This window comes from Aquipuribacter sp. SD81 (assembly GCF_037153975.1).
In the GTDB taxonomy this organism is placed as follows: Bacteria; Actinomycetota; Actinomycetes; order Actinomycetales; family JBBAYJ01; genus Aquipuribacter.
Window position 1 is genome coordinate 44,921 of record NZ_JBBAYJ010000021.1, and the last position, 20,336, is coordinate 65,256.

Below are 20,336 nucleotides of genomic sequence, written 5' to 3' on the forward strand. Positions count from 1 at the left end.
TGCGGGGCGTGGATCGCGTCCGTGTCGCCCTGCTCGGCTGCGGCGTCGTCGGCTCCGAGGTCGCACGGCTGCTGCAGGACCAGGCCGACGACCTCACGGCGCGCGTCGGGGCGCCGCTGGAGCTCGTCGGCATCGCGGTGCGCCGTCCCGAGCGCGCCCGGCCCGGCATCGACCCGTCCCTGCTCACCGGCGACGCGGCCGCCCTCGTGCGCGACGCCGACGTCGTCGTCGAGGTGGTCGGCGGCATCGAGCCCGCCCGCAGCCTCATGCACGAGGCGTTCTCGCACGGCGCGGGGGTCGTGACGGCGAACAAGATGCTGCTCGCCGAGCACGGGCCGGAGCTGTTCGAGGCGGCGCGGGCCGCCGACGTCGACCTGTACTACGAGGCGGCCGTCGCCGGCGCCATCCCCCTCATCCGCCCGCTGCGCGAGTCGCTCGCGGGCGACCGCGTGCGCCGGTTCCTCGGCATCGTCAACGGCACGACGAACTACGTCCTCGACCAGATGGACACGACGGGCGCCGGGTTCGGCGACGCCGTCGAGCGCGCGCAGGCGCTCGGGTACGCCGAGGCCGACCCCACCGCGGACGTCGAGGGCTACGACGCCGCGAGCAAGGCGGCGATCCTCGCGAGCCTCGCCTTCCACACCCGCGTGCCCGGTGAGGCCGTGCACCGCGAGGGCATCACGGGCGTGACGGCGGCCGACGTCGCCGCCGCCGAGCGGATGGGCTGCGTCGTCAAGCTCCTCGCCATCGGCGAGCGCGTGCCCGCCGGCCCCGACGGGCCCGAGGGCGTGACGGTCCGCGTGCACCCCGCGTTCGTGCCCCGCACGCACCCGCTGGCGGGCGTCCGCGGGCCGTTCAACGCCGTCTTCGTCGAGGCCGAGGCCGCGGGCGAGCTCATGTTCTACGGGCCGGGCGCGGGCGGCACGCCGACGGCGGGCGCCGTGCTCGGTGACGTCGTCGCGGTCGCCCGGCACCGTGTGCACGGCGGGCGCGGACCGGGCGAGTCGGCGTACGCGGACCTCGCGGCGCTGCCGATGTCGCGCGTCCGCACGCGCTACCACGTGCGTCTGGAGGTGGCCGACCGGCCCGGCGTCCTCGCGCGGGTGGCCGACGCCTTCGCCGCGCGCGGCGTCAGCATCGAGCAGGTGCGCCAGCAGGCGGTCGGCGAGGGCGCGGACCGCACCGCCGAGCTCGTCGTCGTCACGCACGTCGCGCCCGACACGGCCCTGTCCGACACGGTCGCGGACCTCGGCGACCTCGACGTCGTCCTCGACGTCACGTCCGTCATGCGTGTGGAGGGGGAGTGATGGCGGCACCCTGGCGCGGCGTCATCCCGGAGTACCGCGAGCGGCTGCCGATCGTGGGTGCGCTCGCACCCGGCTCCCGCGACGTCACCCTCGCCGAGGGCGGCACGCCGCTCGTGCCCGCGCGGGCGCTCGGCGAGCGCCTCGGCTGCGAGGTGTGGCTGAAGGTCGAGGGCTGCAACCCGACGGGCTCCTTCAAGGACCGCGGCATGACGACGGCCATGACGGTCGCCGTCGCCAACGGCGCGCAGGCGGTGGTGTGCGCGAGCACGGGCAACACGAGCGCGTCGGCCGCCGCCTACGCGACGGCCGCGGGCATCCGCTGCGCGGTGCTCGTGCCCGACGGCAAGATCTCGATGGGCAAGCTCGCGCAGGCGATCGCGCACGGTGCGACGCTCCTGCAGGTCGACGGCAACTTCGACGACTGCCTGACGGTCGCCCGCAAGCTGAGCGAGGCGTACCCCGTCGAGCTCGTCAACAGCGTCAACCCCGCCCGCATCGAGGGGCAGAAGACGGGCGCGTTCGAGGTCGTCGACGTCCTCGGTGACGCGCCCGACGTCCACTGCCTGCCGGTCGGCAACGCCGGCAACATCACGGCGTACTGGAAGGGCTACACCGAGTACGCCGCCGACGGCCCCGCGACGCACCGTCCCCGCATGTGGGGCTTCCAGGCCGCGGGCGCCGCGCCCATCGTCAAGGGCCACCCCGTCGACGAGCCCGACACGATCGCGACCGCCATCCGCATCGGGAACCCCGCGAGCTGGGAGCAGGCCGTCGCGGCCCGCGAGGAGTCCGGCGGGGTGATCGAGGCCGTCACCGACGAGCAGATCCTCGCCGCGCACCGCTGGCTGTCCGCGCGCGAGGGCGTGTTCGTCGAGCCGGCGTCCGCCGCGGGCGTCGCCGGGCTGCTGCAGCGCCACGAGGCGGGCGAGGTCGACCCGGGCCAGCGGATCGTCGTGACGGTGACCGGCCACGGTCTGAAGGACCCGCAGTGGGCGCTCCGCGGCGAGGACGGCATGCCGGTCCAGCCGGTCCGCGTCTCCGTCGACACCGTCGAGGTCGCGGGCGCCCTCGGGCTCGCGTGAGGGCGTACGCCGTGACCCGGGAGCCGCGATGACACAGGGCCACAGGCCGCTCGCCGCCGCCCACGTACGGGTCGACGTCGCCGGTTCCTCGGCGAACCTCGGTCCCGGCTTCGACGCCGTCGGGCTCGCGCTCGACGTGCGCGACACCGTCACGGTGCGCTGCCGGGCCGCGGCCGACCCGCAGCAGCCCCGCACGACCGTGACGGTGTCCGGCGAGGGCGCCGGCCAGGTGGCCACCGACGACCGGCACCTGGTGGCGCGCTGGGTGCGCGGCGGTCTCGCGGGACTCGGGGCGGGCGCCGACGCCTTCGACCTCGAGCTCGGCTGCACGAACTCGGTGCCGCACGGCCGCGGGCTCGGCTCGTCCGCGGCGGCGGTCGTGGCGGGCCTGCTCGCGGCCTGGACCCTCGTGCACGGCGACGCCCGCTCCGCCGACGGCCTGGACCGCGTGGCGTGGCTCGTCGACGCCTCCGCGGCGGCGGAGGGCCACGGCGACAACGCCGCGGCGAGCGTCATGGGCGGTGCGGTGCTCGCGTGGTCCGCGCCCGGTGGGTACCGGGCGGTCCCGCTGGAGGTGGACCCGGACCTGCCCGTCGTCACGTGCGTGCCAGGGGAGGTGCTGCTGACCGACGTCGCCCGGGCGCTGCTGCCCGCCACGGTGCCGCACGCCGACGCGGCGTTCACCGGGGCGCGCGCCGGGCTGCTCGTGCACGCGCTGCGCGGGCACCGCGAGCTGCTGCTGCCGGCCACGGAGGACCGCATCCACCAGCAGCAGCGGGCCGGGGCGATGCCGGGCAGCGCGCAGCTGCTGACGGCGCTGCGGGCCGAGCGCGTCGCGGCGTGCGTGTCCGGGGCGGGCCCGTCGCTGCTGTGCCTCGGGGCCCCGGTGGAGCACGTCGCCGCCGTGGCCGAGCGCTGCGCGCCGGGCGCGTGGCGCGTCGGCCGGCACGACGTCGGCGCCCAGGCCCGGGCCGACGTGCTCGGCTGAGCCGACCCCGGCGACACGGGTCCGTCGCGGGCCGTTCCGGCCGGGAGCGCCCGCCGGTGGGCGGCCGGGTGCTACCGTCTGTGGTACGGCCGGGGGTCTGACGGATCCCGTCGTGCCGTTCTCCCAGCCCGCAGGCTCCGGTCCGCGATCGGCGCGCCTGCGGCTGTCCAGACCGCCGTGCCCGTCACGAGGCAGGCGGACGCATCCGAAGGAAGGACCTTCGTGACAGACACCCACGACGCCGTGGCCTCCGTGCCCGGCGCCCCGGCGGGAGCCGCCGACCTCGGCCGCCTCAAGGTCGCCGAGCTCCAGGCCCTCGCCGCCCGCCTCGGCATCAGCGGGGCAGGCCGCCTGCGCAAGGCCGACCTGCTCGCCGCCGTGCGCGAGCGCACCGCCGGCTCCGGCACCAACGGCACGGCGCGACCCGCCCGCGACGACGCGGCCGGCCGGCCGACGCCGGACGCCTCCGCGGCCGACGCCGCCGACGCCGCCGATGCCGAGGCCGCCGGGTCCGCGCCCACCCGCAGCCGCCGGTCGCCACGCGCCCGTGGCGAGCAGCAGCAGCTCACGACCGTCGACGAGCCCGCCGGGTCGTCGCAGGCGCCGGCCGCGTCGCCTGCGCAGGCGGCTGCGCGGGGGGGGGCCCCGCAGGACGACCGGCGGGGGTCCGGTCGGCAGTCCGCGCCGGAGTCCGGCCAGCAGCCCGGCCCGCAGTCCCGCCAGGAGTCCGGCGACCGGTCCCGGCAGGGGTCCGGAGGGCAGACCGGCGAGGAGCCGCGCGAGCCGTCCGGTGAGCAGCGGGAGCAGCCGTCGCGCAGCAGCCGCGACGAGGACGACGACCGTCGGCCGGTGAGCCGCGCCCGGCGGCGGGCGCAGCGCGACGCGGAGGCCGCCGTGCAGGAGGCCGTGCTCAAGGCCGAGCCGATCCTGCCGGACCTCCCGCCGCGCCGCGGCGAGGACTCCGGCCGCGACGGCGGGACCGGCCGCGACCGCCTCCGCGAGCGGCAGCAGGCGCGCCAGGACCGGCAGGCCGAGCTGCGTCAGGACCGTCAGGACCGTCAGGACCGTCAGGACCGTCAGGACCAGCGCCCGGACGGCCGCCAGGACCGCCAGCAGGACCGCCAGCAGGACCGCCAGCAGGACCGGCAGCAGGACCGTCAGCAGGACCGTCAGCAGGAGCCGCGGGACGACCGTCAGGACCGGGCGGACCGCCAGCCCGACCTGCGCCCGCAGGGCGGCCAGGACCGGAACGGCCCGCAGGACGACGACCTCGACGACGACCGCAACGGCCGCCGCCGGCGCGGCCGCAACCGCCAGCGCGACAAGCGCACGGGCCGTCGCGACCAGGTGGACCCGGAGCCGGAGGTCCGCGACGACGACGTGCTCGTGCCCGTCGCCGGCATCGTCGACATCCTCGACAACTACGCCTTCGTCCGGACCAGCGGCTACCTGCCGGGTCCGCACGACGTCTACGTCTCGCTCGGGCAGGTCAAGAAGTACGGCCTGCGCAAGGGCGACGCGGTCGTCGGGCAGGTGCGCCAGGAGCGCCCGGGCGAGGAGCGGCGGCAGAAGTTCAACGCGCTCGTGCGCGTCGACACCGTCAACGGCACCTCGCCGGAGGACGCCCGCGGCCGCGACGAGTTCGGCAAGCTCACGCCGCTCTACCCGCAGAGCCGGCTGCGGCTGGAGACCGAGCCCAACCAGCTGACGACGCGGATCATCGACCTCGTCGCTCCCATCGGCAAGGGCCAGCGCGGGCTCATCGTGTCCCCGCCCAAGGCGGGCAAGACGCTCGTGCTGCAGGCGATCGCCAACGCGATCACCCGCAACAACCCCGAGTGCCACCTCATGGTCGTCCTCGTGGACGAGCGTCCCGAGGAGGTCACCGACATGCAGCGGACGGTCAAGGGAGAGGTCATCGCCTCGACCTTCGACCGGCCCGCCGACGACCACACGACGGTCGCCGAGCTCGCCATCGAGCGGGCCAAGCGCCTCGTCGAGCTCGGCCACGACGTCGTCGTGCTGCTCGACTCCATCACCCGCCTCGGCCGCGCGTACAACCTCGCGGCGCCCGCGAGCGGGCGGATCCTGTCCGGCGGCGTCGACTCCAGCGCCCTGTACCCGCCGAAGCGGTTCTTCGGGGCCGCGCGCAACATCGAGAACGGCGGCTCGCTCACGATCCTCGCCACCGCGCTCGTGGAGACCGGCTCCAAGATGGACGAGGTCATCTTCGAGGAGTTCAAGGGCACCGGGAACATGGAGCTGCGGCTGTCGCGGCAGCTCGCCGACAAGCGGATCTTCCCCGCGGTCGACGTCAACGCCTCCGGCACCCGGCGCGAGGAGATCCTGCTGGCCGGCGACGAGCTCACGATCATGTGGCAGCTGCGTCGCGTGCTCGGGGCGCTCGAGCAGCAGCAGGCCGTCGAGCTGCTGCTCGACCGGCTCCGCAAGTCCCGCAGCAACACCGAGTTCCTCCTGACGGTCGGCAAGACCTCGCCGTCGGGGCCGGGCATGACGCTGCACGGGGCCACCGGGGACCGCCCGCACGACCGGCAGCACAACGGGAACAGCCACGACCACTGAGAGGTTGACGAGGTCGGCAGCAGGGGTCGGGCGCCGTCACGGTCCGGACGGACCGCGCGCATGCGTCACACTTGCTGCCGACACAGGTCACCCACCGGTCCCGGTTCACGTGCCCCGCACGACCCGGCGACCTGAGACCGCGAGGAGAGACATGCAGAAGGACATCCACCCCGAGTACGTCACCACCACCGTGACGTGCACGTGCGGCAGCACGTTCGAGACGCGGAGCACCGCGACGAGCGGCCGCATCAGCGCCGACGTGTGCAGCCAGTGCCACCCGTTCTACACGGGCAAGCAGAAGCTGCTCGACACCGGCGGCCGCGTGGCCCGCTTCGAGAAGCGGTACGGCAAGAAGGCCGACGCCAAGTAGGACCCCCCGACGGCGCCCGTCCCGCAGCAGCGGGCCGGGCGCCGTCGCACGTCACGGGCCGGGCGGCACCCGGCCGTCCGCCGGCGTCCGACCGTCCGGCGCCAGGAGCAGAGGAGACGCCGGTGAGCACGCAGGGCCTGCAGCCGCTGCTCGACGAGCACGCCGAGCTCGAGGCCGCGCTCGCCGACCCCGCAACGCACGCCGACGCCGCACTCGCCCGCCGTCTCACCCGTCGCTACGCGCAGCTGTCGCGCGTGGCCGAGGCGCACCGGCGCTCGCGGTCGGCCGAGGACGAGCTCGCGACGGCGCGGGAGCTGGCCGCGGAGGACCCCGACATCCGCGCCGAGCTGCCGGGGCTCGAGGCCGCCGCGCGAGAGGCCGCGGCGCACCTCGAGCAGCTGCTCGTGCCGCGCGACCCCGACGACGACCGGGACGCCATCGTCGAGGTGCGCGCGGGGGAGGGCGGCACCGAGTCCGCGCTCTTCGCCGCGGAGCTGGTCCGCATGTACGAGCGGTGGGCCGAGCGACGAGGCTGGCGCACGCAGCTGCTCGACACGACGTGGGCGGACCTCGGCGGCGTCAAGGCCGCGACCCTCGCGGTCGCCGCACCCGAGGGCGCGTACGGCCTGCTGCGCCACGAGGGCGGGGTCCACCGCGTGCAGCGGGTGCCGGTCACCGAGTCCTCCGGCCGCACCCACACCTCCGCCGTCGGTGTCCTCGTGCACCCCGAGGCCGACGAGGTCGAGGTCGACATCGACCCGGCCGACCTGCGCGTCGACGTGTTCCGGTCCAGCGGGCCGGGCGGGCAGAGCGTCAACACGACCGACTCCGCGGTCCGCATCACCCACCTGCCGACCGGGACGGTCGTCAGCTGCCAGAACGAGAAGTCGCAGCTGCAGAACCGGGAGCAGGCGATGCGCGTGCTGCGGGCCCGGCTGCTCGCCGACGCGCGCGCCGCCGCGGCCGACGCCGCCTCGCAGGCGCGCGCCGCGCAGGTGCGGACCGTCGACCGCTCCGAGCGGGTGCGCACGTACAACTTCGGCGAGAACCGCGTCGTCGACCACCGCAGCGGCTACAAGGCGTACAACCTCGACCAGGTGCTCGACGGCGACCTCGACCCCGTCGTCGGCTCCCTCGTGCGCATGCGGACGGACGAGGCGCTCGCCCAGCAGGCGGAGGCGGGCGCGTGAGCCTCGTCGACGACCTCGCCCGGGCCGTCGCCACGCTGCGGGCCGCGGGCGTCCCGAGCGCGCGCACCGACGCGGAGCTGCTCGCCGCGCACGCCGCGGGCACCGGCCGCGGCGGGCTGCAGCGCCTCGTGGTGATGCGGGCGGACTGGCCGGACGGGGCGGGGGAGCGCTTCGCCGCGCTCGTCGCCGAGCGCGCCGCGCGCGTGCCGCTGCAGCACCTCACCGGCACCGCCGGCTTCCGCGGGCTCGAGCTCGCGGTGGGGCCCGGGGTGTTCGTGCCGCGCCCGGAGACCGAGCTGCTCGCCGGCCTCGGCGTCGCCGGGCTCGCCGCGGCCGGCCCCGCGCCGCGGGCGGTCGACCTCTGCACAGGGAGCGGCGCGGTCGCGCTCGCGCTGGCGGTCGAGGTGCCGGACGCGGTCGTCGGGGCGGTCGAGCTCGAGCCGGCGGCGCACGCCTGGGCCGAGCGCAACGTCGCGGCGCTCGGCGACGGGCGGGTGCGGCTCGTCCGGGGTGACGCGGGCGACCCCGCCGCGGTCGCGGCCGCGCTGCCGGACCTCGTCGGCGCGTGCGCCGTCGTGACGGCCAACCCGCCGTACGTGCCCGACGACATGGTGCCGCTGGACCCCGAGGTCGCCGAGCACGACCCGCCCGCCGCGCTGTACGGCGGCCCCGACGGCATGCGGGTGCTCGCCGGCTGCGTGCGCGTGGCCGCGCGGCTGCTCGTCTCCGGCGGGCTGCTCGCGCTCGAGCACGGGGAGCACCAGGCCGAGCGGGTCGCCGGCGTGCTGCGTCGTGCCGGTGGCTGGCACGACGTCGCCCACCACGTCGACCTCACCGGCCGCCCTCGGGTCACGACGGCGCGGGTGGGAGGATCGCCCGCGTGAGCCGCTCGTACGACTGCGCGCGCCCCCGCGAGCGCGAGCGCGGGCTGGCCGCCGCGGAGGCGGCGCTCGGGCGCGGGGCGCTCGTCGTCGTCCCCACCGACACCGTGTACGGGGTCGCGGCCGACGCCTTCGCCCCCCTCGCCGTCGACGACCTGCTCGCCGCCAAGGGCAGCGGGCGCGACGCCCCGCCCCCGGTGCTCGTCGGTGACCCGACGGGCCTCGACGCGCTCGCGACGCAGGTGCCGGCGTGGGCCCGCGACCTCGCCGAGGCTTTCTGGCCGGGCGGGCTCACGCTCGTGCTCCCCGCGCAGCCCACGCTCGCGTGGGACCTCGGCGACACCGGCGGGCGCGTCGCCCTGCGGATGCCGCTGCACCCGGTGGCGCTGGAGCTCCTCGCGCGGACCGGGCCGCTCGCGGTCTCCGGCGCCAACACGGTGGGCTCGCCGGTCCCGCGCTCGGCCGAGGACGCGCGGGACATGCTCGGCGACGCCGTCGCGGTGTACCTCGACGGCGGGGCGTGCCTCGACGAGCCTGCCTCGAGCGTCGTCGACGCGACGGGCGCGACGCCTCGGCTGCTGCGCGCCGGCGCCGTGCCGCTCGCGCTGCTGCGGGAGGTCGTGCCCGACGGCTGGGACGACGAGGAGCCCGACGCGGAGCCCGACGAGGGCGTGCAGGACCCGGACGCGGAGGACCCGGACGCGCACGATCCGGACGTGCAGCACGAGGACCACGACCAGCCGCAGCCCGAGGAGGCCGCCCCGTGAGCGCCGACGACGACGTCCCGTACGGCTCGCCGAGCCCGTCCGACCCGCCCCCGGGCGCCGCTCGGACGGGAGACGAACCCGTCGGGGAGGCGGGCCTCGCGCTCCGCGCGGCCCTGCGCCGGGCCGTGCGGCTGGCCGCGCTCGCGTGCGCCGTCGCCGCGGTGCTGACGGCCGTCGTCGCCGGGCTGCTCGTCGGCCTGCCGGGGGTGTGGGGCGCGCTCGTCGGGTTCGCGGTGGCCTTCGGCTTCCTCGCGGTCACCGCGCTCGTCGGCGCCCGGGTCGCGGGCGGCGACCCCGTGGTCGTCGCCGGCTGGGTGCTCGGGTCGTGGCTCGTCAAGGTCGTCGTCGTGGGCGCCGTGCTGTGGCTCGTGCGCGACCTCGACTTCTACGACCCGGTCGCGCTGTTCGTCGGGGTCGTCGTCGGCATGGTCGCCACGCTGTTCGCCGAGTACCGCGCGCTCACGTCCGCGCGCATCCCCTACGTCGACACCAGCGGCCGCTGACGCCCCGGCGCCGCGGCCCGACGTGCGGGGCACCGCCGGGAGGTTGGTAGGGTTCCGGACGACCCGACGGGGCCGCCGGCACGCGCTGCGCGCCAGTGTCCGGCGCGGTCACCCTTCGCTCGTCCGCCGGCCCCCGTGCCGGCCCGATCCCGGGAGTCGACGCTGACGACGCTGACCGCGTTCGCCGCGCTACCGCTGTCCGTCGCGGACGAAGAGGGCAACTTCGTCCCGCCGGGGATCGGCGAGTTCTTCCCCTACCCGTTCACGGTGGGCGGGGTACCCGTCTTCGACCGCATCATGCTGGTCCGGCTCATCGCCATGGCGGCGGTGGTCGTCCTCTTCGTGCTCTACGTCAACCGGGCCCGGTTGGTTCCCGGCCGCTTCACGAGCACGGTCGAGCTCGGTCTGGACCTCGTCCGCACGCAGGTGGCCGAGCAGATCCTCGGCCAGCGCGACGGGCGGAAGTTCCTGCCGCTGCTCGCGACGCTGTTCTTCCTCGTCTTCGCGCTCAACATCACCGGCGTGATCCCGCTGCTCAACATCGGCGGCACGAGCGTGATCGGCGTCCCGCTGCTGCTCGCCCTCGTCGCGTACGTGACCTTCATCGCGGTCGGCATCCGCACGCAGGGCGTGGGGGGCTACTTCCGCAGCAACCTGTTCCCGCCGGGCGTGCCGAAGCCGCTGTACGTGCTCGTCACCCCGATCGAGTTCGCCTCGACGTTCCTCATCCGGCCGTTCTCGCTCACGATCCGTCTGCTCGCGAACCTCATCGCGGGCCACCTGCTGCTCGTCCTGTGCTTCAAGAGCACGCAGTACTTCCTCGAGCAGCTGCTGAGCGGGGAGGCCTTCGGGGCGTTCTTCGTCCTCACGCTCGTCGGCGGCTTCGCCTTCACGCTGTTCGAGATCCTCGTCGCCGTCCTCCAGGCGTACATCTTCACCCTGCTCACCGCCGTCTACATCAGCGGTGCGCTCCACCCGGAGCACTGACCACCCCACCGAAAGGACACCTCCCAGTGGACACCACCGTTCTCGCCGGCCTCACGGGCAACATCGCCACCGTCGGCTACGGCCTCGCGGCGATCGGCCCCGGCATCGGCATCGGCGTCCTCGTCGGCAAGACCGTCGAGGGCCAGGCGCGCCAGCCGGAGATGGCGGGTCGCCTGCAGACGACGATGTTCCTCGGTATCGCCTTCACCGAGGCGCTCGCCCTCATCGGCTTCGCCGCCGGCTTCGTCTTCGCCTGATGTCGTCCGCACCGTTCGCCGTGCTCGCGGCGGAGGGGGCCGAACGTCCGGTCCTGCTCCCCGCGTACTACGACATCATCTGGTCGGCGGTCGTCTTCGTCGTCCTGTTCGTCCTGTTCTGGCGCTACGTGCTGCCGTCTTACCTCCGGGTCCTCGACGAGCGCAACGAGAAGATCCAGGGCGGGCTCGAGCGGGCGGAGAAGGCGCAGGCCGAGGCCGACGCGCGGCTGCACGAGTACGAGCAGCAGCTCGCCGAGGCGCGCGAGGAGGCCGGCCGCATCCGCGAGCAGGCCCGGGGCGAGGGCGCCGCGATCATCTCCGAGATGCGCGGGCGGGCCCAGGCCGAGGCCGACCGGGTGACCGAGCAGGCGACGCGGCAGATCGAGGCCGAGCGCCAGCAGGCCGTCGCGCAGCTGCGCGGCGAGGTGGGCCGGCTGGCGGTCGACCTCGCGGGTCGCGTGGTCGGGGAGTCGCTGAGCGACGAGGAGCGGCAGCGCCGGGTCGTCGACCGCTTCCTCGCCGACCTCGAGGCCGAGCAGGGCGGCGCGCGCACGAGCGGCGCCGGCACCGGCGCGACCGGGGGCGGGACCGTCTGATGCGAGGCGTCAGCCGCACCAGCCACGCCGAGGCCGCCGAGCGGCTCGAGGCGCTGCTCGACCGAACCGCGGACCCCGCGGCGCGGTCGCAGCTGGGCACCGAGCTCTTCGCGGTGACGGACCTGCTCGACTCCTCCATCTCGCTGCGGCGCTCGCTCACCGACGCCTCCCGCCGCGGCGAGGACAAGGCGCGCCTCGTCGAGCGGCTGCTCGGCGACAAGGTGAGCGCCGACGCCGTCGACCTGCTCTCGGGCGCCGTCCGCGCCCGCTGGAGCGAGGCCCGCGACCTGGCCGACGCCACCGAGCTGCTCGGCGTCGACGCGGTGCTCGCCGCCGCGGAGGCCGGCGGCCGGCTCGACGCGGTCGAGCAGGAGGTCGACGTCGCCGGGCGCGCGCTCGCGGGCGACCGCGACGTGCGCTCCGCGCTGTCGCGGCGTGACGCGACGCCGGCGGCGCGCCGCCGGCTCGTCGAGCGCCTCGTCGGCGGCTCGCTCGGCGAGGAGTCCCGTGTCCTCGTCACGCGGATGGCGGCCGCGCCCCGGGGCCGTCGCCCCGAGGAGGCCTTCGACCTCGTGGTCGAGGCCGCGGCACAGCGCCGCGAGCGGCTCGTGGCCCGGGTCAGCGTCGCGACGTGGCCGACCGAGGAGCAGCAGCAGCGCCTCGCCGCGGCCCTGTCGCGCTCGTACGGCCGCACCGTCCGGCTCGCGATCGACGTCGACCCCGGCGTCGTCGGCGGCATGCGCGTGCAGGTCGGCGACGAGGTGCGCGACGGCACGGTCGCGCGCCGGCTGCAGGCCGCGGCCGAGCAGCTCGGCCGCTGAGCGCCGGCCACACCCCCACACCTGAGACACACACCAGAGCACACCCGAGGAGCACGAGATGTCCGAGCTGACCATCCGTCCGGAGGAGATCCGCGACGCGCTCGACGAGTTCGTCCGCTCGTACGAGCCGACGGGCTCGTCGACCGAGGAGGTCGGCCGCGTCGTCGAGGCCGGCGACGGCATCGCGCAGGTCGAGGGCCTGCCCGGCGTCATGGCCAACGAGCTCGTCCGCTTCGACGACGAGGCGGGCACGCTGGGCCTCGCGCTCAACCTCGACGTCCGCGAGACCGGTGTCGTCGTGCTCGGCCCCTTCGGCCACATCACCGAGGGCCTCGAGGTCCGTCGCACCGGGGAGGTGCTGTCGGTCTCGGTGGGCGACGGCTACCTCGGTCGCGTCGTCGACCCGCTCGGCAACCCGATCGACGGCCTCGGTGAGATCGCGACCGAGGGCCGCCGCGCCCTGGAGCTGCAGGCGCCCTCGGTCATGGCGCGCCAGGAGGTCCGCGAGCCGCTGCAGACCGGCATCAAGGCGATCGACGCCATGACGCCGATCGGCCGCGGCCAGCGCCAGCTCATCATCGGCGACCGCCAGACCGGCAAGACCGCCGTCCTCATCGACACGATCATCAACCAGAAGGCGAACTGGGAGTCCGGCGACCCCAGCAAGCAGGTCCGCTGCATCTACGTCGCCATCGGCCAGAAGGGCTCGACCATCGCCTCGGTGCGCGGTGCCCTCGAGGACGCCGGCGCCCTGGAGTACACGACGATCGTCGCGGCGCCGGCCTCCGACCCCGCGGGCTTCAAGTACCTCGCGCCCTACACCGGCTCGGCCATCGGCCAGCACTGGATGTACGGCGGCAAGCACGTGCTCGTCATCTTCGACGACCTGTCGAAGCAGGCCGAGGCCTACCGCGCCGTCTCGCTGCTGCTGCGCCGCCCGCCGGGCCGCGAGGCCTACCCCGGCGACGTCTTCTACCTGCACTCCCGGCTGCTCGAGCGCTGCGCGAAGCTGTCCGACGAGCTGGGCGCCGGCTCGATGACGGGCCTGCCCGTCATCGAGACGAAGGCCAACGACGTGTCGGCGTTCATCCCGACCAACGTCATCTCCATCACCGACGGGCAGTGCTTCTTCGAGTCCGACCTGTTCAACGCCAACGTGCGCCCCGCCATCAACGTCGGCATCTCGGTGTCGCGCGTCGGCGGCGCGGCGCAGGTCAAGGCCATGAAGTCCGTCTCGGGCTCGCTGCGCACCTACCTCGCCCAGTACCGCGCGCTCGAGGCCTTCGCGATGTTCGCCTCCGACCTCGACGCCGCCTCGCGCGCCCAGCTCGCCCGCGGCGAGCGCCTCGTGGAGCTGCTCAAGCAGCCGCAGTACACGCCGTACCCGGTCGAGGAGCAGGTCGTGTCGATCTGGGCCGGCACGAACGGCAAGCTCGACGACGTCCCGGTCGAGGACATCCGCCGCTTCGAGCAGGAGTTCCTCGACCACCTGCGCCGCAACGACATCGTGCTCCCCGGCATCCGCGAGACCGGCAAGCTCGACGACGACGCCACGGCGGCGCTGGACCGCGAGATCGAGGAGTTCAAGAAGTCCTTCCGCACGGGCGAGGGTCACGGCATCAACGCGCCGGGTCACGAGGAGTCGGAGCCGATCGACGAGGACGACGTCAACCAGGAGCAGATCGTCCGCCGTCGCTGAGGCGCGGACGACGGACTGATCCCACGACGACCCACCCGACCGAGACACAGAAGGAGGACGCAGCCCGATGGCAGCCTCGTTGCGCGTCTACCGGCAGCGCATCCGCACGGTGACCTCGACCAAGAAGATCACCCGGGCCATGGAGCTGATCGCGGCCTCGCGCATCATCAAGGCGCAGCAGCGCAGCCGGGAGGCCGCGCCGTACGCCCGCGCGATCACCCGCGCGGTGTCGGCGCTCGCGTCGTTCTCCGACGTCGACCACCCGCTCACGACCGAGCGGGAGGACGTGCGCCGCTCGGCGGTCCTGGTCGTCACCGCCGACCGCGGTCTCGCGGGCTCGTACTCCTCGGCGGTCATCCGCGAGGGCGACCGGCTCGCCGAGCGGCTGCGGGGCGAGGGCCGCGAGGTCGTGCCGTACCTGCTCGGCCGCAAGGGCGTGACGTTCTACTCCTTCCGCAGGCGCCACATCGAGCAGTCGTGGACGGGCAGCTCCGACGCGCCGCAGTTCGAGACGGCCGCCGAGGTCGGGCAGACCCTCGTCGACGCGTTCCTCGAGGGAGGTGCGGACGGCGGGGTCGACGAGATCCACATCGTCTTCACGCGCTTCGTCAACATGGTCAAGCAGGAGCCGACCGTCATCCGGCTGCTGCCGGTCGAGGTCGTCGACGAGGTCGCCGAGGTGCGCGACGAGGCCGGCGACGAGCGGAAGGACGCCCTGCCGCTGTACGCCTTCGAGCCCGACCCCGACTCGGTGCTCGACGCGCTGCTTCCGCAGTACATCCAGAGCCGGATCTACTCGGCGATGCTGTCGGCCGCCGCCAGCGAGCTCGCGAGCCGCCAGCAGGCGATGAAGTCGGCGACCGACAACGCCAGCGACCTCATCCGCAAGCTCCAGCAGCAGGCCAACGCCGCGCGCCAGGCGGCCATCACCCAGGAGATCAGCGAGATCGTCGGCGGCGCCGACGCCCTCGCCTCCGCCCAGAGCGAGCAGTAAGCCACCCAGGTGAGACCCTGGGACGGGGTCTCGAGAGCCACGCACGACCAGACCGGAGGAACACCATGACCGCCACCGCCGTGGAGCAGTCCGCGACCGGTTCCGCCAGCACGGGGCGCGTGTCCCGCGTCATCGGCCCGGTCGTCGACATCGAGTTCCCCGTCGACGCCATGCCCGGCATCTACCAGGCCCTCACCACCGAGGTGACCGTCGGCGAGGACAGCCGGACGCTCACCTTCGAGGTGGCCCAGCACATCGGCGACAACCTCGTGCGCGCCATCGCCATGCAGCCCACCGACGGGCTCGTGCGCGGCGCGCCGGTGCACGACACCGGCGGGCCGATCAGCGTCCCCGTGGGTGACATCACCAAGGGCAAGGTGTTCAACACCATCGGCGACGTGCTCAACCTCAAGGAGGGGGAGACCTTCGAGGTCACCGAGCGCTGGCCGATCCACCGCGAGGCGCCGAACTTCGACCAGCTGGAGTCGAAGACCCAGATGTTCGAGACCGGCATCAAGGTCATCGACCTGCTCACGCCCTACGTGCTCGGCGGCAAGATCGGCCTCTTCGGTGGTGCGGGCGTCGGCAAGACGGTCCTCATCCAGGAGATGATCTACCGCGTCGCCGAGAACTTCGGTGGTGTGTCGGTGTTCGCCGGCGTCGGCGAGCGCACCCGCGAGGGCAACGACCTCATCGGCGAGATGACGGAGTCCGGCGTCATCGACAAGACGGCGCTCGTCTTCGGCCAGATGGACGAGCCCCCGGGCACGCGGCTCCGCGTCGCGCTGAGCGCGCTCACCATGGCGGAGTACTTCCGCGACGTGCAGAACCAGGACGTGCTGCTCTTCATCGACAACATCTTCCGGTTCACGCAGGCCGGGTCCGAGGTCTCGACCCTGCTCGGCCGCATGCCGTCCGCCGTCGGCTACCAGCCGAACCTCGCCGACGAGATGGGCCTGCTCCAGGAGCGCATCACCTCCACGCGCGGCCACTCCATCACGTCGCTGCAGGCCATCTACGTGCCGGCCGACGACTACACCGACCCCGCGCCGGCGACGACGTTCGCCCACCTGGACGCGACCACGGAGCTCTCGCGCGACATCGCCTCGCGGGGCCTGTACCCGGCCGTGGACCCGCTGACGTCGACGAGCCGCATCCTCGACCCGCGCTACATCTCGACCGAGCACTACGAGACGGCGATCCGGGTCAAGCAGATCCTCCAGCGCAACAAGGAGCTGCAGGACATCATCGCGATCCTCGGGGTCGACGAGCTGTCCGAGGAGGACAAGGTCGTCGTCAACCGGGCGCGGCGCATCCAGCAGTTCCTCAGCCAGAACACGTACATGGCCGAGAAGTTCACGGGCGTCGAGGGCTCGACCCTGCCGCTCGCGGACACCATCGAGGGCTTCTCGAAGATCGCCGACGGCGAGCTCGACCACGTCGCCGAGCAGGCGTTCTACAACGTCGGCGGCCTCGACGACGTCATGAAGCAGTGGGACCGGATCCAGAAGGAGACCGGGTCCTGATGGCCCTGCGCGTCGAGCTCGTCGCCGCCGACCGGCAGGTGTGGTCGGGCGAGGCCAACCTGGTCTCGGCCCGCACCCCCGACGGCTCGCTCGGCGTGCTGCCCGGTCACGAGCCCTTCCTGTCGCTGCTGGCCGACGGACCCGTGTCCGTCGAGCCGGTGGACGGGTCGCGGCTCGTGGCCGAGGTGTCCAACGGCTTCCTCTCGGTCGACCACGACCTCGTGACCGTCGTCGCACAGCACGTCGACGTGTCCGAGGGCCGGTCCGGGGACTGACGGCCGGCAGGGGACGACGACGGACGCCTTCCTCGGGCCCTACGTGGCCACGGTCTGGCGCTCGTCGCCGCCCGTGGAGGCGCTCGTCCTCGTCGGCGTCGGGGTGCTCCTCGGCCTCGGTCTGCTGCTGACGCTGCGCTGGTTCCACGTATCCCGGGGCCTCGGGGCGTTCCGCTGCTATGTGCGCCTGCCCGGCTCCCGCGGTCCCTTCGCCCGGTGGCGGCGGGGGGCCGCGCGCTTCGACACGCACTGCCTGCGGTGGTTCCCGTCGTGGACGCCGTTCGCCTCCCGGGGCCTGCTCATGGAGCGGGCCTCGCTGGAGCTGTACGGGCGCTGGACCGCCGGCGACGACGACCCGGTGCCGGGGGGCCTCACCGTGCTGCACGGCAGCATCGGCGCGCGCAGCGTCGAGCTCGCGGTGCCCGCGTCGTCCGCGGCCGCGCTCACGCTGTGGGTGGAGTCCGGGCCGCCGGGGCGCGGCGTCAACGTCGCCTGAGCACCGCCCCGGCGCGGCTCAGCCGTCGCTGCGCCCCGGTGCCTCCTGGCGCCCGCCGCCCGGCGCCCACGTGACGTCGCCGACCTCGCGGTTCGCGTGCCGCGACAGCACGAAGAGCAGGTCGGAGAGCCGGTTGAGGTACTGCGCCGCGAGCACGCTCACCCCGCCGGGGCCGTCGTCGACCGGGACCGGCTCGGTGCCGTAGCGCTCGAGCGCCTCCCACGTCGAGCGCTCGGCCCGGCGCACGACGGTCCGGGCGGTGTGCAGCCGGGCCGCCGCGAGCGTGCCGCCGGGCAGCACGAACGACCGCAGCGCCGGCAGGTCGGCGTTGTACACGTCGATCGCGGCCTCGAGGTCGGCGACGTACTGCTCCTGCACGCGCAGCGGCGGGTACTCGTACGCCGGCCGCAGCGGCGCGCACAGGTCGGCGCCCACGTCGAACAGGTCGTTCTGGATGCGCGTCAGCAGGGCGAGCACGTCGTCGTCGAGCCCCTCGCGGCCCTCGGGCGAGCGGGCCCCGGCCACCACCTCGCCTATCGCGCAGTTCGCCTCGTCGGTGTCGGCGTAGGCGACGAGCCGCGGGTCGGTCTTCGACGTGCGGGACATGTCGCCGAGGGCCGTCGTGCCGGCGTCGCCGGTCTTCGTGTAGATGCGCGAGAGGATGACCACGGCCTCACGCTAACGGGACCCCCCGGCCCCGGCCGCCCGGCGCGACGCCGCGGGCGGCGGGGCGCACACTGGTGCGGTGCCCGACTGGGGGAGCTACAGCTACGCCTTCGGCCCGCTCGTCGGGCTCGCGGCCGTGGCCGTCCTCGTGCTGCTGCTGCGGTGGACGTTCACCCGGGGCAAGTCGCTCGTCGAGCGCCGGTCCGTGCCCGGCGGCGAGGAGGACTACGGCCTGCTCGTGCCGGTGGCCCGACCGTCGACATTCGTCGAGGCCGAGCTGCTCCGGCAGCGCCTGCTCGCCCACGACATCCGCGCGACGCTCGCGCCGACCACCGCGGGCCCGCGCGTCATGGTGTGGCCGAGGGACGAGCACCTCGCCCGCGAGGTGCTGCGCGTGGCGGGCTCCGGCGGCTGAGCGGGACGCCGGCCGGGGGTCAGAACAGGCGGGCGGTGGGGTCGTCGCGCCCGGACAGCTCGACGTAGTCCACGACGAGGCAGTCGATGCCTCGGTCGGTGGCGAGCACGCGCGCCTGCGGCTTGATCTCCTGCGCGGCGAACACCCCGCGGACCGGCGCGAGCAGCGGGTCGCGGTTCATGAGGTCGAGGTAGCGGGTGAGCTGCTCGACGCCGTCGATCTCGCCGCGGCGCTTGACCTCGACCGCGACGTGGCCGCCCGCGGCGTCCCGCAGCAGCAGGTCGACGGGCCCGATGGGCGTCATGTGCTCGCGCCGGACGAGGCGGTAGCCCCGGCCGAAGGTGTCGACGTGCTCGGCGAGCAGGCGCTGCAGGTGCGCCTCCACGCCGTCCTTGACCAGACCCGGGTCCACGCCGAGGTCGGCGCTGTGGTCGTGGAGGACCTCGTGGACGACGACGCGCAGCTCGTCGTCGGACTTCGCGGCGCGGACGCGCCACACCTCGGTCGCGCCCTCGGGGTCGGTGGGTGCCGGGGCCTCGACGCTCGTGCGGCACGGCGGCGACATCCAGTTGAGCGGCTTGTACGAGCCGCCGTCGGAGTGCACGAGCACCGAGCCGTCCGCCTTGAGCACGAGCAGCCTGGTCGCGAGCGGCAGGTGCGCGGTGAGCCGCCCGACGTAGTCCACCGAGCAGCTGGCGATCACGAGGCGCACGGCGGCGAGGCTAGTGCCTCGCCCCTGCACCCCGGGGTGGGTGTCCCGGGCGGGCGCCGGGTCGGTGGCTCGTGAGCAGCGGGCCGCTGCGGGTCGTCGTGCTCGGCGACAGCCTGTCCGTGGGCGTGGGGGACCCGGACCCGGCGCTGCCGCTGCTCGCCGGGGTGCTGGGGCGCCTGCACGGCTGGCCGCACCACCTCGCTGGCCTCGCCGACGGCCTGGGGGCTCCGGTGGAGCTGCACGTGCTGGCCCGGACCGGCTCGCGCACCGCCCGGGTCCGGCACGAGCAGCTCGGCGCGGCCCTCGCCCTCCGGCCGGACGTCGCGACCTGGTTCACCGGCGTCAACGACGTCTTCTCGCCGTCCTTCGACGCCGACGCCTTCGAGGCCGACTACCGCGCCGGGGTCGAGGCGCTCGTCGCGGGCACCCGGTCGGCGGTGCTGGCCCTCGGCCTGCACGACGTGGCCGCCGGTCCGCCGCTGCGCCCCTCGGTGAGCCGGCGGGTCCGCTCGGCGACGGCGGTCGCCGACGAGGTCGTGCGCCGGGTGTCGGACGGGGCCGGAGCCCACCGGCTGGACCCGGACCGGCTCGGCCTGGACCTGCGCTCGGGCCGCCCCGTGCGCGACGGCGTGCTGAGCCTCGACCGCCTGCACCCCGGCAGGGCGGGCCACGTGCACCTCGCGCGCGCCGTCGCGGGTGTGCTGCAGGCGCGCGGCCTCCTGCCGCCCGGCGCGCTGCCGGGCGTCCCCGAGCCCGGCCCGGGCGCGCGCCTCGGCGCGCACGCCTCGCACGTGCTGTGGTGCGCCCGCTACGGCCCGGGGCCGCTGCTGCGCGGCCGCATGGCCGACACTGGTGGCATGGCCTCGCGCTCGCGCCGCCCCGGACGCCTGTCGAAGTGGCAGCGCGCGGCGCTCGCCGCGGACGAGGACGAGCGCAGCCGGTCGTTGCCGGCCGTCGACGCCGTCGAGCACCACCGCGACGGGCCGTGGGTGGTGCGGCGGATCAGCGGCTCGACGAGCACGAAGCCGTACACCTGCCCGGGGTGCGGCCAGCCGGTCCCGCCCGGCACGCCGCACGTCGTCGCGTGGCCGCAGGAGCGTCCGCTGCTCGAGCGCGAGGCCGCGGCCGCACGCCGGCACTGGCACAGCCCCTGCTGGGGGCAGCGGTCCCGCGCCGGTCGCTGAGCACCGACCGGCAGCCGGTGGCCCGGTAGCGTGC

22 protein-coding genes are annotated in these 20,336 nt (G+C 74.9%); 20 read left to right on the forward strand and 2 right to left on the reverse strand.

The window, feature by feature from the left end:
* Nucleotides 1-8 precede the first annotated feature (8 nt).
* The 18 genes from WAA21_RS13225 (at nucleotide 9) to WAA21_RS13310 (ending at nucleotide 17,325) form a co-directional block, all read left to right on the forward strand.
* The gene (locus tag WAA21_RS13225; protein ID WP_442893289.1) at nucleotides 9-1,310 is read left to right on the forward strand and encodes a homoserine dehydrogenase; all 1,302 of its coding nucleotides are present in this window, start codon (nucleotides 9-11) and stop codon (nucleotides 1,308-1,310) included.
* On the forward strand, nucleotides 1,310-2,392 hold the full coding sequence (thrC, locus tag WAA21_RS13230; RefSeq protein WP_336923287.1) for a threonine synthase: 1,083 nt from the start codon (nucleotides 1,310-1,312) through the stop codon (nucleotides 2,390-2,392). The genes WAA21_RS13225 and thrC overlap by 1 nt, the downstream gene beginning before the upstream one ends.
* A gap of 28 nt (nucleotides 2,393-2,420) precedes the next feature.
* Nucleotides 2,421-3,380, forward strand: a complete 960-nt coding sequence (locus WAA21_RS13235; protein WP_336923288.1) for a homoserine kinase — start codon at nucleotides 2,421-2,423, stop codon at nucleotides 3,378-3,380.
* Between the two features lie 222 nt (nucleotides 3,381-3,602).
* The gene (rho, locus tag WAA21_RS13240; protein ID WP_336923289.1) at nucleotides 3,603-5,963 is read left to right on the forward strand and encodes a transcription termination factor Rho; all 2,361 of its coding nucleotides are present in this window, start codon (nucleotides 3,603-3,605) and stop codon (nucleotides 5,961-5,963) included.
* 151 nt (nucleotides 5,964-6,114) lie between these two features.
* Nucleotides 6,115-6,333: a 50S ribosomal protein L31 gene (gene rpmE / locus WAA21_RS13245; protein ID WP_336923290.1), complete on the forward strand. Its 219-nt coding sequence runs from the start codon at nucleotides 6,115-6,117 to the stop codon at nucleotides 6,331-6,333.
* Between the two features lie 122 nt (nucleotides 6,334-6,455).
* Nucleotides 6,456-7,523, forward strand: coding sequence for a peptide chain release factor 1 (gene prfA, locus WAA21_RS13250; protein ID WP_336923291.1), 1,068 nt, complete (start codon nucleotides 6,456-6,458; stop codon nucleotides 7,521-7,523).
* Nucleotides 7,520-8,407: a peptide chain release factor N(5)-glutamine methyltransferase gene (gene prmC / locus WAA21_RS13255; RefSeq protein WP_336923292.1), complete on the forward strand. Its 888-nt coding sequence runs from the start codon at nucleotides 7,520-7,522 to the stop codon at nucleotides 8,405-8,407. The genes prfA and prmC overlap by 4 nt, the downstream gene beginning before the upstream one ends.
* Nucleotides 8,404-9,171: an L-threonylcarbamoyladenylate synthase gene (locus WAA21_RS13260; protein WP_336923293.1), complete on the forward strand. Its 768-nt coding sequence runs from the start codon at nucleotides 8,404-8,406 to the stop codon at nucleotides 9,169-9,171. The genes prmC and WAA21_RS13260 overlap by 4 nt, the downstream gene beginning before the upstream one ends.
* Nucleotides 9,168-9,674, forward strand: a complete 507-nt coding sequence (locus WAA21_RS13265; protein ID WP_336923294.1) for a hypothetical protein — start codon at nucleotides 9,168-9,170, stop codon at nucleotides 9,672-9,674. Before WAA21_RS13260 ends, WAA21_RS13265 begins: the two co-directional genes overlap by 4 nt.
* A gap of 297 nt (nucleotides 9,675-9,971) precedes the next feature.
* Complete coding sequence (gene atpB, locus WAA21_RS13270) at nucleotides 9,972-10,661, forward strand: F0F1 ATP synthase subunit A (RefSeq protein ID WP_442893292.1); 690 nt, start codon at nucleotides 9,972-9,974, stop codon at nucleotides 10,659-10,661.
* 26 nt (nucleotides 10,662-10,687) lie between these two features.
* Nucleotides 10,688-10,918, forward strand: coding sequence for an ATP synthase F0 subunit C (locus WAA21_RS13275; RefSeq protein ID WP_336923296.1), 231 nt, complete (start codon nucleotides 10,688-10,690; stop codon nucleotides 10,916-10,918).
* Nucleotides 10,918-11,514, forward strand: coding sequence for a F0F1 ATP synthase subunit B (locus WAA21_RS13280; protein WP_336923297.1), 597 nt, complete (start codon nucleotides 10,918-10,920; stop codon nucleotides 11,512-11,514). The genes WAA21_RS13275 and WAA21_RS13280 overlap by 1 nt, the downstream gene beginning before the upstream one ends.
* Complete coding sequence (locus tag WAA21_RS13285) at nucleotides 11,514-12,335, forward strand: F0F1 ATP synthase subunit delta (RefSeq protein WP_336923298.1); 822 nt, start codon at nucleotides 11,514-11,516, stop codon at nucleotides 12,333-12,335. Before WAA21_RS13280 ends, WAA21_RS13285 begins: the two co-directional genes overlap by 1 nt.
* Nucleotides 12,336-12,393: 58 nt before the next feature.
* Nucleotides 12,394-14,034 carry a F0F1 ATP synthase subunit alpha gene (gene atpA / locus WAA21_RS13290; protein WP_336923299.1) on the forward strand — a complete coding sequence of 547 codons (1,641 nt, stop codon included), beginning with the start codon at nucleotides 12,394-12,396 and terminating at the stop codon, nucleotides 14,032-14,034.
* Nucleotides 14,035-14,101: 67 nt separating this feature from the next.
* On the forward strand, nucleotides 14,102-15,028 hold the full coding sequence (locus tag WAA21_RS13295; RefSeq protein ID WP_336923300.1) for a F0F1 ATP synthase subunit gamma: 927 nt from the start codon (nucleotides 14,102-14,104) through the stop codon (nucleotides 15,026-15,028).
* A gap of 65 nt (nucleotides 15,029-15,093) precedes the next feature.
* On the forward strand, nucleotides 15,094-16,554 hold the full coding sequence (atpD, locus tag WAA21_RS13300) for a F0F1 ATP synthase subunit beta (protein WP_336923301.1): 1,461 nt from the start codon (nucleotides 15,094-15,096) through the stop codon (nucleotides 16,552-16,554).
* Nucleotides 16,554-16,829 carry a F0F1 ATP synthase subunit epsilon gene (locus tag WAA21_RS13305; RefSeq protein ID WP_442893290.1) on the forward strand — a complete coding sequence of 92 codons (276 nt, stop codon included), beginning with the start codon at nucleotides 16,554-16,556 and terminating at the stop codon, nucleotides 16,827-16,829. The genes atpD and WAA21_RS13305 overlap by 1 nt, the downstream gene beginning before the upstream one ends.
* A gap of 43 nt (nucleotides 16,830-16,872) precedes the next feature.
* The gene (locus WAA21_RS13310) at nucleotides 16,873-17,325 is read left to right on the forward strand and encodes a DUF2550 family protein (protein WP_336923302.1); all 453 of its coding nucleotides are present in this window, start codon (nucleotides 16,873-16,875) and stop codon (nucleotides 17,323-17,325) included.
* Between the two features lie 18 nt (nucleotides 17,326-17,343).
* On the opposite strand, the gene WAA21_RS13315 is transcribed toward WAA21_RS13310, so the two are convergent.
* The gene (locus WAA21_RS13315) at nucleotides 17,344-17,994 is read right to left on the reverse strand and encodes a cob(I)yrinic acid a,c-diamide adenosyltransferase (RefSeq protein WP_336923303.1); all 651 of its coding nucleotides are present in this window, start codon (nucleotides 17,992-17,994) and stop codon (nucleotides 17,344-17,346) included.
* A 76-nt stretch (nucleotides 17,995-18,070) separates the two neighbouring features.
* Here WAA21_RS13315 and WAA21_RS13320 point away from each other — a divergent pair, with 76 nt between their 5' ends.
* On the forward strand, nucleotides 18,071-18,406 hold the full coding sequence (locus WAA21_RS13320) for a hypothetical protein (RefSeq protein WP_336923304.1): 336 nt from the start codon (nucleotides 18,071-18,073) through the stop codon (nucleotides 18,404-18,406).
* Between the two features lie 19 nt (nucleotides 18,407-18,425).
* Here the strand turns inward: WAA21_RS13320 and nucS are convergent, their stop codons facing one another.
* The gene (nucS, locus tag WAA21_RS13325; protein WP_336923305.1) at nucleotides 18,426-19,118 is read right to left on the reverse strand and encodes an endonuclease NucS; all 693 of its coding nucleotides are present in this window, start codon (nucleotides 19,116-19,118) and stop codon (nucleotides 18,426-18,428) included.
* 71 nt (nucleotides 19,119-19,189) lie between these two features.
* Here nucS and WAA21_RS13330 point away from each other — a divergent pair, with 71 nt between their 5' ends.
* Nucleotides 19,190-20,302 (forward strand): SGNH/GDSL hydrolase family protein, encoded by a 1,113-nt coding sequence (locus WAA21_RS13330; protein ID WP_336923306.1) that lies wholly within the window; start codon nucleotides 19,190-19,192, stop codon nucleotides 20,300-20,302.
* Nucleotides 20,303-20,336: the final 34 nt, after the last annotated feature.

Bases quoted from the DNA above. Each gene is read 5' to 3' on its own strand.
- thrC (WP_336923287.1), top strand. From the start codon at position 1,310: ATGGCGGCACCCTGGCGCGGCGTCATCCCGGAGTACCGCGAGCGGCTG.
- WAA21_RS13235 (WP_336923288.1), top strand. From the start codon at position 2,421: ATGACACAGGGCCACAGGCCGCTCGCCGCCGCCCACGTACGGGTCGAC.
- rpmE (WP_336923290.1), top strand. From the start codon at position 6,115: ATGCAGAAGGACATCCACCCCGAGTACGTCACCACCACCGTGACGTGC.
- atpB (WP_442893292.1), top strand. From the start codon at position 9,972: ATGCTGGTCCGGCTCATCGCCATGGCGGCGGTGGTCGTCCTCTTCGTG.
- WAA21_RS13280 (WP_336923297.1), top strand. From the start codon at position 10,918: ATGTCGTCCGCACCGTTCGCCGTGCTCGCGGCGGAGGGGGCCGAACGT.
- WAA21_RS13285 (WP_336923298.1), top strand. From the start codon at position 11,514: ATGCGAGGCGTCAGCCGCACCAGCCACGCCGAGGCCGCCGAGCGGCTC.
- atpA (WP_336923299.1), top strand. From the start codon at position 12,394: ATGTCCGAGCTGACCATCCGTCCGGAGGAGATCCGCGACGCGCTCGAC.
- WAA21_RS13295 (WP_336923300.1), top strand. From the start codon at position 14,102: ATGGCAGCCTCGTTGCGCGTCTACCGGCAGCGCATCCGCACGGTGACC.
- atpD (WP_336923301.1), top strand. From the start codon at position 15,094: ATGACCGCCACCGCCGTGGAGCAGTCCGCGACCGGTTCCGCCAGCACG.
- WAA21_RS13305 (WP_442893290.1), top strand. From the start codon at position 16,554: ATGGCCCTGCGCGTCGAGCTCGTCGCCGCCGACCGGCAGGTGTGGTCG.